The sequence below is a fragment of the Fundicoccus culcitae genome (genome assembly GCF_024661895.1).
GTDB lineage: Bacteria > Bacillota > Bacilli > Lactobacillales > Aerococcaceae > Fundicoccus_A > Fundicoccus_A culcitae.
The window spans coordinates 1,098,186-1,116,964 of the sequence record NZ_CP102453.1 but is presented as its reverse complement, the minus strand read 5'-3'; the positions used below and the strand labels follow the sequence as shown (position 1 = coordinate 1,116,964).

11 protein-coding genes are annotated in these 18,779 nt (G+C 40.6%); 10 read left to right on the top strand and 1 reads right to left on the bottom strand.

Annotated elements, in window-relative coordinates:
• Nucleotides 1-2: 2 nt before the first annotated feature.
• Entirely contained in the window at nt 3-3,206 is a 3,204-nt protein-coding gene (locus NRE15_RS05145; protein ID WP_313794527.1) for an endo-beta-N-acetylglucosaminidase, read from the bottom strand.
• Between the two features lie 219 nt (nt 3,207-3,425).
• On the opposite strand from NRE15_RS05145, the gene NRE15_RS05140 reads away from it, so the two are divergent.
• From NRE15_RS05140 to purM, 10 genes are all read left to right on the top strand, one after another.
• Nucleotides 3,426-5,651, top strand: a complete 2,226-nt coding sequence (locus NRE15_RS05140; RefSeq protein ID WP_313794526.1) for a GH92 family glycosyl hydrolase — start codon at nt 3,426-3,428, stop codon at nt 5,649-5,651.
• A gap of 11 nt (nt 5,652-5,662) precedes the next feature.
• On the top strand, nt 5,663-6,943 hold the full coding sequence (locus NRE15_RS05135) for a glycoside hydrolase family 125 protein (RefSeq protein ID WP_313794525.1): 1,281 nt from the start codon (nt 5,663-5,665) through the stop codon (nt 6,941-6,943).
• A 38-nt stretch (nt 6,944-6,981) separates the two neighbouring features.
• A complete protein-coding gene (locus tag NRE15_RS05130; protein WP_313794524.1) occupies nt 6,982-9,735 on the top strand; it encodes an alpha-mannosidase in 2,754 nt (917 codons plus the stop codon).
• 173 nt (nt 9,736-9,908) lie between these two features.
• The gene (locus NRE15_RS05125; RefSeq protein ID WP_313794523.1) at nt 9,909-11,288 is read left to right on the top strand and encodes a glycoside hydrolase family 1 protein; all 1,380 of its coding nucleotides are present in this window, start codon (nt 9,909-9,911) and stop codon (nt 11,286-11,288) included.
• Between the two features lie 24 nt (nt 11,289-11,312).
• Nucleotides 11,313-12,224, top strand: coding sequence for an ROK family protein (locus tag NRE15_RS05120; RefSeq protein WP_313794522.1), 912 nt, complete (start codon nt 11,313-11,315; stop codon nt 12,222-12,224).
• A complete protein-coding gene (locus tag NRE15_RS05115) occupies nt 12,221-13,090 on the top strand; it encodes an ROK family protein (protein ID WP_313794521.1) in 870 nt (289 codons plus the stop codon). Before NRE15_RS05120 ends, NRE15_RS05115 begins: the two co-directional genes overlap by 4 nt.
• Before the next feature lie 73 nt (nt 13,091-13,163).
• Nucleotides 13,164-14,270, top strand: a complete 1,107-nt coding sequence (locus NRE15_RS05110) for a DUF871 domain-containing protein (protein WP_313794952.1) — start codon at nt 13,164-13,166, stop codon at nt 14,268-14,270.
• Between the two features lie 6 nt (nt 14,271-14,276).
• The gene (locus tag NRE15_RS05105; RefSeq protein WP_313794520.1) at nt 14,277-15,497 is read left to right on the top strand and encodes a family 20 glycosylhydrolase; all 1,221 of its coding nucleotides are present in this window, start codon (nt 14,277-14,279) and stop codon (nt 15,495-15,497) included.
• A gap of 734 nt (nt 15,498-16,231) precedes the next feature.
• Nucleotides 16,232-17,734 carry an amidophosphoribosyltransferase gene (gene purF, locus NRE15_RS05100; RefSeq protein ID WP_313794951.1) on the top strand — a complete coding sequence of 501 codons (1,503 nt, stop codon included), beginning with the start codon at nt 16,232-16,234 and terminating at the stop codon, nt 17,732-17,734.
• Nucleotides 17,727-18,779 carry a phosphoribosylformylglycinamidine cyclo-ligase gene (gene purM, locus NRE15_RS05095; protein WP_313794519.1) on the top strand — a complete coding sequence of 351 codons (1,053 nt, stop codon included), beginning with the start codon at nt 17,727-17,729 and terminating at the stop codon, nt 18,777-18,779. Before purF ends, purM begins: the two co-directional genes overlap by 8 nt.

The following is an 18,779-nucleotide window of genomic DNA, read 5'->3' as shown; positions in this document are numbered from 1 at the left end:
CTTTAATCCTTATCTTTTACTTTTTCCAATAAATCATTCAAACGTAACCAAAAACCATCAATTTCTTGTTGACTAAACTGGGCATTGGAAATTTGATTGTGCGTGCGTTCAACCGCTTGTCGCAACTCAGTAACAACGTCATTTTCTGCATCAATTCTCAATAAAAAGGCATGAATCTCAGAAATTTTCTGTTCTAGTTTTTCCTTGTTTACTGTCATTTTGTGGTCATAAACCCAATAAGTAATCGCAAGTTGTTTACCCATAAAATGTACTGTCATTTCATGTTCGCCACTTTCAGTAGTAGCGAAGCCTTCCACTGTCACATCTGGCCGAGTTAAGGCTACTTCACCGAAGCCTACATCGAGTGAACCATCCATCGCATCGAATGTTTCTCCTACATAGTAATGTCTTCGTGGGTCACGTTTAACATCTATCTTTTCCACAGCATCTGTTTCAAAGATGGTAAAACGCTCATCAACTAATCTACCTAGCCAATAAATTGAAGCATGGTTGGTTTTAAGTGTATGAATTTCCACCGACGGGTGATTTAAGGGGAGCTGTAATTCCCCTAAGGATAAATCGTTGAATCGTACGATTAAAGCCCCATCTTCAAATGGCATGACAGGATACTTTGGTGGGACAAGTTCTATGTCAAAATCATTCAAAGACTCAGTTACTTTCACGCGATTACTAACTGACCCATTGACATCAACGATTTCATAATACACATTTTTATCTTTAAATGGAATTAAAGCAAATGGAGCGCCATCCGTTGGATGAATTAATAACGGCTTAGCATCTGTTAAATCTTTATACAATTGAATGGTGATGCCTTTAGGTAAGCCCATAAATAACAGATAATTATTCAAACGTTTCACCTGTGATAAAGCAAGATTTTCAATTCCTTGGACATCGGAGCTAAACATCTTCCAGTTATACAAGCGTACGCCACCCCAAGGACTACCATTATGACTCGATAAAATATCTAAGCGCCAATATTTAGCTGTCACAGCTTCTTCTAGTAGGTGGTCAGTTTGATGTTGACGATTCCCCCTAACTTCTAAAGCCAACTGCCATCCATCATCTAAATCGTTTGTATAATACACATCAAAATCCTTGGTGTTCATCCTACCATCGTCAACCGATTCGCCACCAACACCAGCGTGGTCAAATACCATTCGTTGCACTGTTTGAGCTTGTTCAAAACCAATGATTAGATAGTTCGGATCGGGGGCTAAAGATACCCATTTATCCGAAACACCTGCCATGGTGCCATTCAAACAGTTTTGAGCTCGCTCAGCTTGTTCTTCATGCGAGCAAGCCACAACAAAGGCTTGCGGCATCAAATTAGTCTCAGGAATTACCGCATCAGTCATCTGGTCAACCAAAAGTGGCCATTCCAAAATGTTTTCAAAAGCTAAAGAGCGTTGACTATTATATCCAACAGCGACCACAGCAATGCGCTGATGATACCCACTTTGTTCCAAATCCCTAGTTAGTCGAGGCAAACGGATGGCCTGATTCCGACTGGCATTGACTAGTTGCCAGCCATCAGCTTTTGCTTGATAAACTTCATAATAAGCTACTTCTTCAGGTTGGGGATGACACACTTGAATCACACCTTCAGCATGACGCCCGTCCACGAAGTTTTGTTGTAGCCATTTGATTTCATTCACGGCAGCGGGAGCTATATCAGAATCAGCAATCGTTATTTCACCCAGACGAACAAAAAAAGATTCATTATTCAGTGGTCGGATTTCCAAATGCAAAGCATCTATCTTTGCTCCCGCATACGTATTTAAAACCAGACTCACAGCTTGCCACTGGTCGCTCACTTCAAGTTCAAGCGGTAAATAAATATCCTCACCATTAGAATACATTATTAATGCTAATTCCACATTGGTACTTGCTTTTAAAACTAAATTCAACATTGTATTTTCAACTAGATCTAATTCACAAGCAAATAAATACCACTGCACCCTTTCTGAAGTTGCCTTTCCCGACAATTCAATGGATGACCCCCCGTTAAAGGCGTCCTCAAAGTTAAAACCAACTTGGTAGCCGCGATTCATCCCGGTCACTTGCCATCGCCAACTTGGGAGGATTGATTGCATACCGCGTTGGTTCCATTCACCAATATGCTGAGGTAAACCATTGACATACCAGTCTTGCCCATGGCCTGTGTTAAAAGCGCTAGAAAAGGTTTTACCAGAGATATTTATTTTTAAGGAGGTTAGTTGGTTGAGGGGTTTCCAATGGTTTGAACCACTAACCCAAAAGCGTTCTTCTTGTTTTTGGAAATCAGCCCCGTCGGTGGCTAGGCCTAAAATGGAGTCGGCAGCGAAAAGGCCGATTGATAGGATAGGCAGACCTTCACTGTCTAATAAAGCATCGTAATTAATCGTGGTATTGTAGGAATTTTGTTGTAATTCAAAGCCGGTATAAGCATCAAAAGGATTACGGCCCATCGTTGTCATATGTTGAGCGGTTTGTGTATTTTTTTCACGGTTCCAGTTAAAGTTGATAAAAAAATCATCAGCAGGTAAAGTACCCTCTGCACTAGGTTTTATAAAGTCATCATTGAACGCATTGACCTCATCATAGTGATGACGCAAGCCGTCATTGGCCATGGCATCATACCAAGCAAAACGTATGGTACGGCCATGTTTTTCACTGTAGTCTTTTGCATATAAAATGAATTGTCGCATTAAGTTGCCTTTACCTTGTAATAACGGACCGGTCGTTTCTTGATTGATAAAATAGCCATCGAAGCCATAATAATGCGCCATATCCACTAATTGACGAGCAAAGAAAAAAGTGCCTGAACCGACTTCATCTTCTTGAAGCCATTCTAGGAGTCGCAGCTGATCCCGAAAGCTATCGGACCAATTAAAAAATAATGTTCCATAAATGAAGACACTATTGGTATGGGCAGCTTCAATTAAATCAGAAGGTGGGATTAGGTTGTCCCAATGGACATATTGGTCGATATATTGCCAGAAATTGAAGTTGTATAATTTGAAAAACTGGCTTCCATTTGGATGGAAAAGAGGCTGGTTCAAATTCCCATTGGCAATCAGTTGGACTTTGGTTTGGATGGCAATATCCTTTGAGATTTTTGTCCGTTCGTGTTTGCGAGTGGTTTGACTCCGTTTCAGTGGGTCGAGTACCGCTTGGTGAGGCTGCCAAAACTTCAGTGTATCCATGCAAAAACTCCTTATAAGTTATATATGACATCAAAAATATTTACATAATCCATTGTAATTAATCCTTATATTTATTTCAATAAAAACACAGTGTTTATCTGTGTTTTTCGAAGGTTTTACCTTTAATTTTCAATGCTATTTTGGTAAAGTATAGGGTGTATTATGAAAACGATTAAGCTAATTTTTCGTAAAAATATTAGGAAAATTTGAGGTGTATAAATGAAAATTGTTGATTTAATCGACACAAGACTAGGAACTAATAATCAGTATTCGATTGGAAAAGGGAATGTCTTACCCATTACGTCAGCTCCATTTGGAATGAATCATTTTGTGATGCAAACGAGACAAAATGATGTGCGCTTTTATCATCCAAATGACGCGTCTAATATGGGTATCCGCATAACACATCAACCCAGTCCTTGGATGGGCGATTTTGGCTTTATTAATCTGAATGCCTTTAGTTTAACCGATGAAGTGTATCAACAAGTAGAAGCAGCTAGCTCAAAAGATTCCCTATTTATGGCTCATCAATTCAGTGGTTATCGTGCATCCGATGCGACTTTTCAACCTAATCGTTTAACGTTTGAACGCTTAAGGGATAAGTTATACATCGATTTAATTCCTAATGTTTATGGCGCTCAGCTAAGCATTAGACGTCACTTTCAAGAACGCTTGAAGCATCCTTTTTTCTCTATAGGAATTGCACAAACAGGTTTTTTAAGAGTCTCAGAAGATGGTTTAACGGTTACAGGCTATACGAATCAGTTGTCTGGTTCAAAATATAAGGCATTTGGTACTTATTTTAATTTCCATTTTAGTCAATCGGTGACATTATACCATCAAACAGATTATTCTGAAGAAGATCACCCAATGACCGCCTATTATTTAGAATTGCAAGATAGGGCAACTAGCGAGATCACAATCAATTTTGCGGCTTCCTATATTAGTGTGGAACAAGCAGCTAAAAACCTAGACACTTACTTAACAGCATATCCAACGAAAGCGGCACAGCTAGCGCAAATTACGGATGAATGGGAAGCTTATTTAGGAAAGATTGAAGTTACGCATACCGATCATGAACGCGTTAAAACATTTTATGCTAACTTGTATCGTACCGCACTATTTCCGCAAACGGCGCATGAAATCGTTGATGGTCAAGTCAAACATTTTTCCCCTTATTCTCAAGAGGTTGAACCGGGTTATTTTTACACATCGAGTGGATATTGGGATACTTTTCGTTCCAATTACCCATTGTATGCTCTATTAATTCCTGAACGGATTCCAGAATTTATTAATAGTATCCTCTCCATTGCAAGGGAGGACCGTTACTTACCCAAATGGTTGTCACCCGATGAACGTGGGCTTATGCCTGGTACATTGGTTGATGGCGTAATTGCTGATGCCGTGGTTAAAGGATTGGTTGATACCAATGATGCGCAGGAATTGTTAGAGGCAATGATATTTAATGCGGACATACCAAGTGATCATGAGTTGGAAGGTCGTGAGGGTGGACATGATTATGCTGAATATGGTTATTTACCAGCTGATTATCATGAGTCGGTTAATAAAACGCTAGATTATGCTTATAGTGATTTCTGTATTGCTCAAGTTGCGAATTATTTAGACCAAACTGAAATCGCTGAACGCTATTATGCGCGCAGTTTAAGTTATCGCCACCTTTATCAAGATGATTTAAAACAAATGGTGGCTAAAGATAGAGAGGGTACATTCGTTAAGCAAGAAGTGGCTCATCGTTGGGGTCAACATTATACTGAAGGCAGTGCTTGGCAAAATAGCTTATCGGTTTTCCACAATGTGGCGGATTTAATTGATTTATATGGTGGTGACCAAGCTTTTTATGAGCATTTAGAAAAGTTGGTCAATAGTGAGCCACTTTACGAAACGGGTGGTTATGGCATTGAGATACATGAAATGATTGAATTAGCGATTCAAAAATTTGGTCAACTAGCGATTTCGAATCAACCAAGTTTCCATATTCCTCATTTATTTATTTATGCGGGTTATCCACATATGAGCCATATTGTCTTAAAAGATTTAATGCTCAATGTTTTTGGTCCAGATATTAATGGTTATCCTGGAGACGAAGATAACGGTAGCTTAGCTTCTTGGTTCGTATTGAACTCATTAGGTTTGTATTCAGTGACACCTGGGACCGAACAGTATGTTTTAGGTATTAGTATCTGGAAAGAGGCAACCATTCATTTAGACAATGGTAATAAAGTTGAACTCATTTCGTCGGATGTTGAACCTTACTTAAACATTGTTCAATCTAGAACCGTAAATGGTGAAGTCTATACCAAACAATACGTTACTTACCAACAATTAATGGATGGTTTAAAACTGGAACAACGCTTGGGTATGATTCCAGCCATCCAAGCAATTGCTGAAAGCGACCGACCTTATTCATTAAAAAATAACAACTAAGGAGTTTATCCATGCAATTATCTGAAAAAGTTTATCAATACCTTGATGAAGTCGTAGCCAAAACGGCGCAAGACAATCCTAAATGGGGTGAAGTTTTTAAAAAATGCTTCTTAAATACTTTAGAAACGACTGTGAAAATAAATGATGATGGAACAGTTTTTGTTCTGACTGGTGATATTCCTGCTATGTGGTTACGGGATTCGACGGCACAAGTACGTCCCTACTTATTACTGGCTGCTATGGATCAACAAATCGCAGATATTATTGCTGGTTTGGTTGAACAACAATTCCGTTATATTATTCATGATCCTTATGCGAATGCTTTTAACCGAACCGCTGATGGTAGTGGCCACCAAGATGATCACACCGATATGACTCCGATGATTTGGGAACGTAAATATGAAATTGATAGCTTATGTTTTCCAATTCAATTGGCTTATTTACTGTATAAAAACACAGGGCGTACCGACCACTTCAATGCGACCTTTGTTGATGGGGTGACAGCGATTGTTAATTTATGGATTGTTGAACAAGACCATACGCAATCCCCTTATACGTTTGTACGTGATACAGACCGCGAAGAAGATACCCTCATCAATGAGGGGAGAGGCTCGCAAGTAGCCGTAACAGGTATGACCTGGTCTGGTTTCCGTCCGAGTGATGACCGGTGTGAGTATCATTATTTAGTGCCGTCTAATATGTTTGCAGTAGTTGTTTTGGATTATTTAGTTGAATTGGCTGATGTGGCTAAATTACCTAGTGAATTAGTAGAAAAAATCCAAACATTGCGTTCTGAAATTCAAGTGGGCATTGAAGCGCATGCCATTGTTGAAGATAAAGCAGGCAACCAAGTGTTTGCTTATGAGGTGGATGGACTGGGGAATTATAGTTTAACGGATGATCCCAATGTACCAAGTTTGTTGTCTTTACCTTATTTAGGCTATTGTTCAGAAGATGATCCAGTATATCAAGCGACACGTCGTTTAATCTTTAGTCACGAAAATCCTTATTACTATGAGGGGACTTATGCCAGTGGTTTAGGAAGTTCTCATACTTGGGATCAATATATTTGGCCGATCGCTTTGTCGATGGAAGGTTTAACCACCAGTGACCGTGCTAAAAAACGTCAATTATTAGATACCTTAGTTAACACTGATGGCGGTACCTATTTGATGCACGAATCTTTTGATGTGAATGATCCAACTAAGTATACTCGCGAATGGTTTTCATGGGCAAATATGATGTTTTGTGAGTTAGTTTTGGATTATTACGGACAACAGGTAAAACGGTAAGAGACAGTGATATTTATTTAAAGAGTTAGGAGTCGAGAATGAAAAAGAAAGTTCATGTAATTTCGCATAGTCATTGGGATAGAGAATGGTATATTTCGTTAGAGGAGCACCGTATTCATTTAGTGCAGTTAATGGATGATGTTTTGGATTTGTTTGAAAATGATCAGGACTTTAAATATTTCCATTTGGACGGGCAAACGATTATTTTAGATGATTATTTGGAGATTCGTCCAGAAAAAGAGGAATTATTAAGAAAGTATATTCAAAATGGTCAGTTGCGTGTGGGGCCTTATTATATTTTACAAGATGCTTTTTTGATTAGTGGCGAGTCCAATGTGCGGAATAGCTTGATTGGCCGTTATGAAACCGAGCGCTGGGGAGCTCCACAAGTTGAGCCCATTGGTTATTTTCCAGATACTTTTGGGATTTTGGGGCAAACACCGCAATTAGTAAAGGATTCTGATTTGAATTATGCTGCTTATGGTCGTGGGGTAAAACCGACGGGCTTTAATAATCAAACAGCTGATAATGCAGCCTTTGAGTCATCCTTTTCAGAGATGACTTGGAGAGGGGCTGACAAATCGGAAATTTTAGGGGTTTTGTTTGCTAATTGGTATTCCAATGGTAATGAAATTCCGGTCGAACGTGAGGCTGCTCAGGCTTTTTGGCAACAAAAATTAAGTGATGTAGAACGCTATGCATCAACTGACCAGTTGTTGATGATGAACGGGGTGGACCACCAACCGGTTCAAAAAGATTTGTCTGAGGCTTTGAAAATTGCCAATGAATTATTCCCTGATTATGAATTTGTACACTCTAATTTTTCCGAGTATTTTGAGGCTTTACCCAAGGATTTGGAACATTCACTCTCGACCGTTTCGGGTGAATTGCGTTCGCAAGATACTGATGGTTGGTATACCTTAGCGAATACAGCGTCATCGCGGATTTATTTGAAGCAATATAGTATTTATTTGTCGAATTACTTGGAGCAGGTGTTGGAGCCTTTGGCAGTGATGGCATCTGAGTTAGGTTATACCTATCCCCATGATTTTATTAATCATGCTTGGAAGTTGTTATTACAGAACTACCCACATGACAGCATTTGTGGTTGCAGTGTGGATGAAGTTCACCGAGCCATGATGGGACGTTTTGAAGTCGTTGAGAATTTATGTAAGTCCCTTGAAAAAGAAATTGCGGCTTTTCTAGTAACCAACCGTTTAGAGACGCCAGAGTTACCTGAAGGAGCAGTGACGCAAGTTCAAGTTTGGAATACAACTTCTTATCCAAAAAGCGATACCGTGACTGTTAAAGCTGAAATTGACCGGGCATACTTCCGTGATCAATATCCACAAGCTGCCTACCAAACAGTGGCTGACAAGCCGTTTGGCGCTTGGAAATTAGTCGATGCTGATGGTAACGATGTCCCTGCCGTTATTGAAGATGCCGGTACATCTTTTGATTACGATTTACCTAAAGATGCCTTTAGAGTCCCTTTTATGGCCCGTTATGTTCATATCACTGCAACATTCCTTGAGGTAGCACCTTTAAGTGGGCAGAGTTTCTACTTAGTGCCGGGGGATGTTGCCAATGAGGAAGTAGAAGTGCTGACAGATTATGAAAGTAATACGATTGAAAATGACCGCTTAAAAATCACAATTAATCAATTAGGGACGGTTGATATCTTTGATAAGAAGCAGGGGTATTTATTTGAGAATCAATTAATTATTGAGGAAACAGGCGATATCGGTAATGAGTATATTTTCCGTGAAAGTCAAGACTTGACCCGCGATTACTCGATTAATAAGTTGCAACACATGCGCGTGGAGCGATTCGACCATGTTCAACGTTTGGTCTTGGACTATGAGTTCGAATTGCCTGAATCTGCCGATGATTTGTTGACCTATGAGCAACAAAGTGTAGTGGATATTGCGCATCGTCAATCGCAACGGTCACATGTGTTGAAGACACAAACGGTGACCATGGTTTTAAGTTTGACGGATTACCAAGACGGTTTAGATGTTGAATTAAGTGGTAATAATGAAGTCAAGGATCACCGCTTCCGTATTTTAGCTGTTTTACCAGAAGAAAGTACCCATAACTTTGCGGATAGTTCTTATGAATGGGTGACGCGTTCAAACAAAGTGAGTGAATTTTGGGAAAATCCTGCCAATCCGCAAGTATTGCGTCACAATGTGGCTATAGCTAATGAGAAGGATGGTGTGCCATTTGGTTTGACCTTGTCAACCGATGGTTTGCATGAGTATGAAGTGTCGATTGAAGAAGAACGCCATTTTGGTGCCACAGAAGTAGCCGTGACTTTCTTGCGTGCAACCGGTGAAATGGGTGACTGGGGCTACTTTCCAACGCCAGAAGCGCAATGCTTAGGTGAATATTCTGCCCGTTTGTATGTGCAACCTTGGTCGGGTGAGGCTGAACGTAACGAAACCTTTAGACGGGGTATGACGCACTTTGTCGGTTTAAAAGCCTATGCTAATCGTCAGTCTAAGCAACAATGGCTGGCGGATACAGTGAATGCATCGGTTGAGTTAGGGGCTAAATTAAATGTCTCTTCTTGGCCAACTGAATTAGTGATGACGGCTGTTAAGCGTCATCATTATTCTGATGACACGGTAATTCGCTTGTGGAATGCGGGCGAAGAGTCCCTTGATTTGAGTCAATGGATTAGTGCTGATTTGGTTAAGGAAGAGTTGAATTTAGTAGAATTTAGTAAAGAAGCTAGCGATTGGACGCAATTAGAGTCTAATCAAATACGGACTTTGCGTTTGAATTAGAAGGATTGTGATTTGGTGGCGGAGTGTGAGGTCAAGTCTGCCATCAAATAGAATTGGTGGCGAAGTGGAAGGTCAAGTTCGCCATCAAATAGAATTGGTGGCGGAGTGACACCTCTACTATGCCACCTAATGAAATAATTAGCAGTGATATTTATTTAAAAGGAGCGATGAGAGTGACGAATCAATTTCCAGAGCACTTTTGGTGGGGGGCGGCAGCTTCTGCGCCTCAGACAGAAGGCGCGAGCGATGTCGATGGCAAAAGCCCGACGACTTGGGATGTTTGGCATGAAAGGGAGCCAGAGGCTTTTTTCAATCAGGTAGGACCGGATCAAACGTCGGATGTGTATCATCGTTATCGTGAAGATGTACAATTGATGAAGGATATGAATTTGAATTCATATCGGACATCGATTGCATGGGCGCGTTTGTTGCCAGATGGCAAAACATTAAATGAAAAAGCAGTGGCTTATTATCGTGATTATTTCCAAACCATGCGAGATAAAGGGATTGAGCCGGTGATTAATTTATTCCATTTTGACATGCCTTGGTGGATGATGGAATTAGGTGGTTGGGAAAACCCAGCGATTGTTGAGCATTTTGCCTATTATGCAAAGATGGCATTTGAGGAATTTGGCGATATCGTCAAATATTGGGCAACTTTTAATGAGCCGATGGTACATATTGAATGTGGCTATCTAGGTGATGCACATTGGCCGCGGGTTAATGATTTCAAGCGCGCGATTCAAGTAGGCTATCATACCTTGATGGCGCATTTTGCGGCTGTTCGGGTATATCGACAAGTTGGTTCGGATGGAAAAATTGGAACGATTTTGAATCTATCGCCTGTCTATGCACGTAGTGATGCCCCTGAGGATCAAGAGGCTCAACGTTGGGCTGACTTATTCCATACACGTAGCCTTTTAGATCCAATTGCTTTGAACACATATCCCCAAGAATTAGTTGCTATTTTAAAAGAACATGATTTAATGCCAACATTAATCGACGATCATGCCAGCTTAACGCAAGAGAAAATTGATTTCTTAGGGGTTAATTACTATCAACCTTTGCGAGTCAAAGCGCGTGATGAAAAAGCTCTGACACTAGAACGCCCGTCTTCGTTATATGCTAGTTATGATTGGCCAGAGAAAAAGATGAATCCCTATCGTGGTTGGGAAATTTATGAAAAAGGGATTTATGATATTGCGATGCGTATTAAAAATGATTATGGTAATATTCCATGGTTTATTTCAGAGAATGGTATGGGAGTGGCCGAGGAAGAGCGCTTCATTGATGAATCGGGCATTGTGCAAGATACTTATCGAATTGAATTTATTCGCGATCATTTAAGTTGGTTGTTAAAATCCATTGAAGAAGGTTCCAATTGTTTTGGCTATCATTTATGGACCTTTATTGACTGTTGGTCTTGGTTGAATGCGTATAAGAATCGCTATGGTTATTACCGTGTTGACTTGGAGAACGATTTAGAACGCACTCCGAAGTTAAGTAGTTTTTGGTTACGAGATATTATAGAGAAAAATCAATTAGACATTTAAGACAATTAGAAGAGGAGTAAGGCAATGGGAATTGGTGTAGTGGATATCGGCGGTACTAATTTGAAATATGGGCTATGGGAAAAGGAGTCTTTACTAGAGATTCAAACAATTCCAACACCAGCAACATTGGATGACTTGTTTGCTGTATTGAAAGATATTGACCTACAATTAAGAAAAGCAGCGAGTGAAGAAATTCTAGGCTATGGCTTTTCTGTTCCAGGTATGGTTGATACAAGAGGGGGAATTATTGAAGGTATCAGTGCCGTTCCATATATCCATGATTTTCCCATTCGCGATCAATTAGAAGATTTGTTGAAAGTACGCGTGACCTTGGAAAATGATGCCAATTGCGCCTGTATTGCAGAATTGGACCGAGGGCATGCAAAAGATGTGAACAATATTGCCGTTATTGTTGTGGGGACAGGGATTGGTGGCACGGTTGTCATTAATAATGAAATCGTCCACGGGGTCAACTTTGCAGCCGGTGAATTTGGTTTGATGATGGTTAATGAAGAAAATACCTTTAGTGAAAAAGGGAGTACAGGACGTTTGGTTGATTATTATCGTGACCTCGAGAATGCTGAACCCAATGCTGATGGGGAACGAATCTTTGAATTAGCTGGTCAAGGAGATGAAAATGCCCAAAGGAGTGTTGACCGCTTTTATAAATACATGTCGCAAGGCGTTTACAATCTCATTGTCATGTTGAATCCAGAACGGATTTTAATCGGCGGCGCTGTGTCTAAAAATGCGATATTTATTCGAGGGGTTCAAGAAGGGGTTAAAGGGCTGTTGCGTAAGCATGGAGTACCGTTGCTGAAAAGTGATATTCTTGCGTGTAAATATTATAACCATGCGAATTTGATTGGGGCTGCGTCGAGTTTTATTCGTCAAACCCGTTTGATTGATTTGAGCCAGAAAGGTTATATTATATGAGTTTGTTGACCCTTGATATTGGTGGTACGTTGGTTAAGTATGGATTGTGGGCGGATGATGGACTCGTAAGTCATCATGCGGTTCCCACGCCCAAGACCTGGGAGGCGTTTTTGGCGCTCCTCGCAAAATTGATTGATACGGTTGACAGGACGATTACAGGTATTGCTTGTAGTTTTCCTGGGATTGTCAATACCCAAACCGGTTGGATTGGTGGTGCTAGTTCTGTACCCTATATTCATGGTTTTTCAATGACGGATGCTTTAACGCAACAATTCCAGTTGCCAGTTAGCGTGGAAAATGATGCCAAGTGTGCTTTGTTGGCTGAACATCAATTTGGTCATGCAAAAGGGCAGTCCAATGTAGCGTTAATGGTGATTGGTACGGGTATCGGTGGCGCTATTATGATTGATGGCAAATTGTTGAAGGGACGCAATCTTTATGCGGGTGAACTGGGATGTCTTTTGATGGAAAATGATATTATGCTAAGTGACATTGGTTCAACCGCCCGTATGGTTCAAGAATACACAACCACCCACCAAATAAATACCCCTATTGACGGACTGGGTATTTTCGACTTGTATGACAAAGGCGATGATACTGCGCGTCAGAGTGTGCATTTATTTTATGATTATATTGCTAGAGGGGTTTTCAATACTTTGGTCACTATTGATCCGGATTTAGTTTTGCTAGGTGGAGGCGTTTCAGCACGACCAGATTTTGCTGAAGCCATTGCTGTACGCGTTCAAGACATGTTGATCAAACAGCGCTTGACCGATTTAACGTTTGATATTCAAAGTTGTTATTTTGATAATCGAGCCAATTTAATTGGGGCTGCGGTGAATTATCAGCAACAGTTTAATGTTTGAAAACTTAAGCTTGCTTTGGATGATCCTAAAGCGAGCTTTTATTTATTTATATTTGAAAGAGGATGGTATGAATATGGGTAAATTAGGTATATCTTTATATCCCGAACAATCGACCTTTGAAGCAGATAAAGCCTATTTAGAACGCGCAAAGAACTATGGTTATGAACGGTTGTTTTTAAGTTTGTTACAATTAGATGCCAGTGACACGGAAGGCAAGGGATTTCAACAGTTCTTAGATACTTTAACATACGCGAAATATCTAGGCTATGAAGTCGGAATTGATGTGAACCCACATGTTTTAACCCAGATGGGCGTGGATAGTTCAAAGTTGGAGACCTTCACTGAAATGGGGGCAGATATTATTCGCTTAGATAATGAAACTTCCGCGGTGGACGAAGCCCGCATGACCCACAATGCCTTGGGCTTAAGCATTGAATTAAATATGAGTCAAGGCACGCGTCATCTGGACGCCATTATGTCGTATTCTCCAGATAAAAGTCAGTTAATAGGTTCGCATAATTTTTATCCACATCGCTTTAGTGGCTTAGGCTTAGCACATTTTAATCAATGTAATGCCATTTTCAAACAATATAACTTGCGTACCATGGCTTTTGTTAATTCACAAGCTGCAACTTTTGGGCCTTGGCCGATGCCGGATGGTTTATGTACTTTGGAAATGCATCGCACCATGGACCTAGTGAGTCAAGTGAAGCATTTGAAATTAGTGGATGCGATTGACGATATCGTCATAGCTAATGCCTATGCCTCTGATGATGAGTTGCGTTTAGCTGCAGAAGCTTTCAACGCCTTGCATACAACGTTGCGCATGGTATTTAACGCAGAAGCAACAGCGATTGAACGCGAAATTATATTAAATAATTTACATTCATACCGTGGGGATCATTCGGATTATATGATCCGCTCTTCATGGATGCGGGAGTTGTATAAAACGGCTGACATCCCTGCCCATACCAATCAAACCATTCACGCAGGTGATGTCATCGTGAATAACAGCAACTACTTGCGCTACAAAGGTGAAATGCAAATCGCCTTGCAAGAAATGCCCGCCGATGAGCGCGTCAATGTCGTAGGTCACATCGTAGCGGATGATCATATTTTGTTTGAAAACATGCATCCTTGGTCAGCCTTTCAAATAGTTGACGTTCAAGATAAGGAGTAACTTTTGATGACCATATATAATAAATATCCCTGGAAAATTGAGTTAGTATTGACAGCCGAAGGCTTTTCAGAAATAGCTGATGCTTTTCGTATCGAGGTTGCGCGTGACACGGTGAAAGTTTTTGCGCCAACTGAAAAACAGTTAACCTATGGGACTAACTGGCTTTATAATTTAGAAACGGAATTAGCTGAGGGGAATTACTTAGTTAAAGCCAAACAAAGTGAGCGGGGACTTTCTTTGGATTGCGGACGGAAGTTTTATCGACAAGCAGAGGTATTTAGTTTGCTTGATATCATGCAGGCGAATAATATGAATTTCTTGCAATTGCACTTTTCTGAAAATGAAGGTTTTCGTATTGAATCGGAGGTTTTTCCGGAAATTGTGTCGGATGAATTTCTGTCGAAAGCTGAAGTAAAGGAGATAATTGCTTATGCGGGCGAACGCGGGATTACGGTGTACCCTGAAATCGATGGACCAGGGCATTTACGTCAGTTTTTAAAGCAGTTTCCTGATTGGCGGTTAACGGATGGTGAACTTTTCTCGCATTTGGATTTAGGTGCTTTGGATATCACTAATCCAGCCGCTATTGAGGCTGTGAAGGCATTGTATAGCGAATATTTTGACTTGTTTGCGGATGCACCGTACTTCCATATAGGGGCTGATGAGTTTGTCAATTTCGAGAAAATCCATGCGTATCCAAAATTGACAGAATATGCTGTAGCGCAGTGGGGTGAAGCTTATACAGCAGTGGATACTTACATTGATTATATCAACCAAATGTCCGCCTTTGTGAAGGCAGCGGGTTTTGTGCCACGTGTATGGAACGATGGCTTGTTACGGTTGGATCAATCAGCTCGGATTGAATTGGATGCAGACTTGGAAATTACTTATTGGACTAAGTGGCATAAAGCGATGGCTCCGGTTGAAGATTTCATCGATGGTGGTTATAAAGTGTTGAATTTTAATGATAACTTTTTCTATTTTGTACTTGGAGAACATGCAGGTTATACTTATCCAATTTCTGAGAAGATTATGGAGGGATGGGATGTTAATGTGTTTTCTGGGGGTCAAGTCGTTGAAGCGGTTGAAGAGGTTGAAGTTTTAGGTAGCTATTTCTGCATTTGGGCAGATGAGCCTGATGCGTTGACTGCTAACGAAGTCTTGCAAATGATTCAAGAACCGTTGAGAGCAAAAATGTTAAAAGAATGGCAAGTAGAAGTTATATAGTAGTGTGGTGAGCTTCATATGAGGTTGTATACTTCATATGAAGCTTTTTGCTTTATGGGCGTATTTAGAACTTAAAGACGTTAAGTTTATGTGTAAGTAGGTGTAGCGTTGAGAATGTAAAAATATAAAATTTGAAGTATAGTAGAGATGTAAAACTTAAAATTTTAGGTGTGTATAATGCGTTTTGATATTTTTGCAGGAATTTCTAATTTAAAATGCTTAATCTGACCACTGCTAATAGAGCAATGGCCAGATTAAGTATTTATCTAATAATTATTGTGAATTTCTTCTATAGGTGGGATATTATAGACTGACGGTCGACGGTTTCTAGTCACATTTGCTGACTAAGTGGAACAAACTCACCCAACATATTCCACTTCCGGAAATGTGAAGGGGTCGACTATTGATAAACTGATAATAAAGGTGATTTTTGCTTTTTAACTAGCCATTTTACGTTGCTTTCTACTCCTCGCATGTCCCATGCTAGCACGAACCTAACGACTACCCGCTAGATTAACCATAATTTGACCTGAAACCAACCACCAACCCCATCAACCACCAACCCCATCAACCCAAGCACCACCCCTCTCAAACTGCAATGATATTTATTAAAAAAGAAAATCCGAACGTTTGTGTTTTCAATTTTCATTTTGTTCGTCAATCACTTGTTTTCATAGCAGATTAATTGTATCTTAGTGTCAGAAAGTTAAACGGGGAGTGAAAATGTGAAAGAAATGATGGAACATACCAAAACGGCCGCGACAGATTTCAGAGGGATTGATAGTGTTGTTGAATCTGGCGGCTTATTTGGTATTTGGAATCATCCATTAGCCAATCAGATGACATACTTTGGGTTACACGCCTTGCAACATCGGGGGCAAACGAGTGCCGGGATTGTGACAAGTGATGGAGAGACATTTAAGGCGCATCGTGGTCATGGATTAATTAATTATGTGTTTTCAACAAAAGAAAAATTAGAGGCTTTAACAGGCAATAGTGCTGTGGGGCAAATACGTTCAGCGACGCAAAGTGATCAACGGGATGATTCCAATATTCAGCCCTTGTTGTTTCATTTTAATAATCAATCGATTGCTATTTGTCATAATGGAAATTTGACGCAAGCTTTGACGATTCGGCAAAAACTTGAAAATGACGGAGCTGTTTTTTCAACCAATTCAGCGGCTGAGCTGTTAATTCATTTAATTCGACGTTCCAAGGCGGATTCTTTCCAAGGGTCGCTCGAAGAATCATTACAACAATTAGAAGGCGGGTTTAATTTTTGCCTTTTAACCAATGATGGTTTATATGGAGCGGTAGATCGACATAGCTTCCGGCCATTGGTGATTGGTCAATTGGCCAATGGGTCGTATTTATTAGCGAGTGAAACAAGTGCTTTATCTTCGATTGGGGCTACTTATGTGACCGAGTTAGGCCCGGGTGAATATGTGGTCATTAACGATCAAGGCTATCACATCTACCCATACGCCAGCAACACCCAAATTGCCTTAGAACCGATGGAATTTATTTATTTTTCGAGACCGGATTCAGATATTGCAGGGGTCAATGTGCATGCGGCGCGTAAGCAGATGGGGCGGCGTTTAGCTCAAGAAAAACCGACACCAACGGCCGATATCGTTATCGGTGTGCCTAATTCATCTTTATCAGCGGCGAGTGGTTATGCGGAAGCCCATCATTTACCTTATGAAATTGGGCTAATTAAGCACCAATATATTGGACGGACTTTTATTCAACCCACCCAGGAATTACGTGAACAAGGGGTGCGTTACAAATTATCGGCGGTGAATTCACTGATAAAAGGCAAAGAAATTGTCTTGGTGGATGATTCGATTGTGCGGGGCACGACGGTTAAGCATTTGGTGAAAATTTTACGCGACGCTGGTGCCAAGGCCATCCATCTTAGAATTGCTAGTCCGGCGATTCGATTTCCTAATTATTATGGCGTCAATACCACTCATACCAGCGAATTGATTGCCGCAAATTATACGGTTCCAGAACTCAACGAATTATTTGGTAGTGATTCCTTAGGTTTTCTTTCCATTGAAGGTTTAGTTGACAGTATCCATAGTCCTTTTACCCAAGCACCTAACCAAGGCATTTCGCTCGACGCTTACTTAGGTCAATATCCAGCTAGTATTGGCGATTACCAAGAAGAATTTGAAGCCAGTTTGACCCCTTTACAGAAAAAAATATTAAAAGGAGAATTTCGAGATGAGTAACGCATACCAACAAGCAGGTGTGAATATTGAAAAAGGTTATGACGCGGTTGAACGCATGAAAAAACATGTGCAACGAACCCATCGTCCGGAAGTTATGAATCAATTAGGGAGTTTTGGTGCCCTTTTCAAACTAAATATCGCTGATTATCAACAACCTGTTTTAGTCAGTGGCACGGATGGTGTTGGAACCAAAATCTTACTGGCACAACAATCGGGCAAACTGGATACGATTGGCATCGATGCAGTCGCTATGTGTGTGAATGATATTTTAGCTCAAGGTGCCCAACCTTTATTTTTCCTTGATTACTTAGCGGTTGGAGCAACTGACCCTGAAAAAATCGAACAAATTGTAGCCGGTGTAGCCGAAGGCTGTGTGCAAGCTGGAGCGGCTTTAGTGGGTGGCGAAACGGCAGAAATGCCTGATTTATATGCAGAAGATGAATTTGATTTAGCTGGCTTTTGTGTCGGCGTAGCGGATGAAAAACAGTTACTCGACGGATCGCAAGTAGAAGCGGGCGATGTCCTCATTGGCTTACCAAGTTCAGGCATTCATTCCAACGGCTATTCGTTAGTTCGCAAAATTTTCTTTAAAGACCATGCCTATCAATTAGACCAAACGATGTCTGACGGCCAATCTCTTTTAGATCACTTGTTGACGCCAACCACTATTTATGTGAAAGACGTTCAACCTTTGCTTAATAAAGGCATCATAAAAGGCATTGCGCACATTACGGGTGGAGGTTTTTATGAAAATGTTCCGCGGATGTTTAATCAAGCGCTAACGGCGGTGATTGACACAAGAACTTGGGAGCGTCCCTTTATTTTTAAAGAACTCCAAACTTTAGGCCAGTTAGCAACCCAAGAAATGTTTCATGTCTTTAATATGGGTATCGGCATGGTTTTAGCCGTTGCACCCGATCAAGTGGATGAGGTTATACAAGCGATTGACCAGGCTGTGATTATCGGTCAAATGGAAGCCCAAGAAGCCCAAGCTAACGCTGCTAAAGAAACCATTCGCCTAATTTTTGAAGAAAATGAGGGCTAA

What these genes read in the sequence shown, in the direction of transcription:
- NRE15_RS05145 (WP_313794527.1), bottom strand. Translation starts at nt 3,206, where the DNA reads ATGGATACACTGAAGTTTTGGCAGCCTCACCAAGCGGTACTCGACCCA.
- NRE15_RS05140 (WP_313794526.1), top strand. Translation starts at nt 3,426, where the DNA reads ATGAAAATTGTTGATTTAATCGACACAAGACTAGGAACTAATAATCAG.
- NRE15_RS05135 (WP_313794525.1), top strand. Translation starts at nt 5,663, where the DNA reads ATGCAATTATCTGAAAAAGTTTATCAATACCTTGATGAAGTCGTAGCC.
- NRE15_RS05130 (WP_313794524.1), top strand. Translation starts at nt 6,982, where the DNA reads ATGAAAAAGAAAGTTCATGTAATTTCGCATAGTCATTGGGATAGAGAA.
- NRE15_RS05120 (WP_313794522.1), top strand. Translation starts at nt 11,313, where the DNA reads ATGGGAATTGGTGTAGTGGATATCGGCGGTACTAATTTGAAATATGGG.
- NRE15_RS05115 (WP_313794521.1), top strand. Translation starts at nt 12,221, where the DNA reads ATGAGTTTGTTGACCCTTGATATTGGTGGTACGTTGGTTAAGTATGGA.
- NRE15_RS05110 (WP_313794952.1), top strand. Translation starts at nt 13,164, where the DNA reads ATGGGTAAATTAGGTATATCTTTATATCCCGAACAATCGACCTTTGAA.
- NRE15_RS05105 (WP_313794520.1), top strand. Translation starts at nt 14,277, where the DNA reads ATGACCATATATAATAAATATCCCTGGAAAATTGAGTTAGTATTGACA.
- purF (WP_313794951.1), top strand. Translation starts at nt 16,232, where the DNA reads ATGATGGAACATACCAAAACGGCCGCGACAGATTTCAGAGGGATTGAT.
- purM (WP_313794519.1), top strand. Translation starts at nt 17,727, where the DNA reads ATGAGTAACGCATACCAACAAGCAGGTGTGAATATTGAAAAAGGTTAT.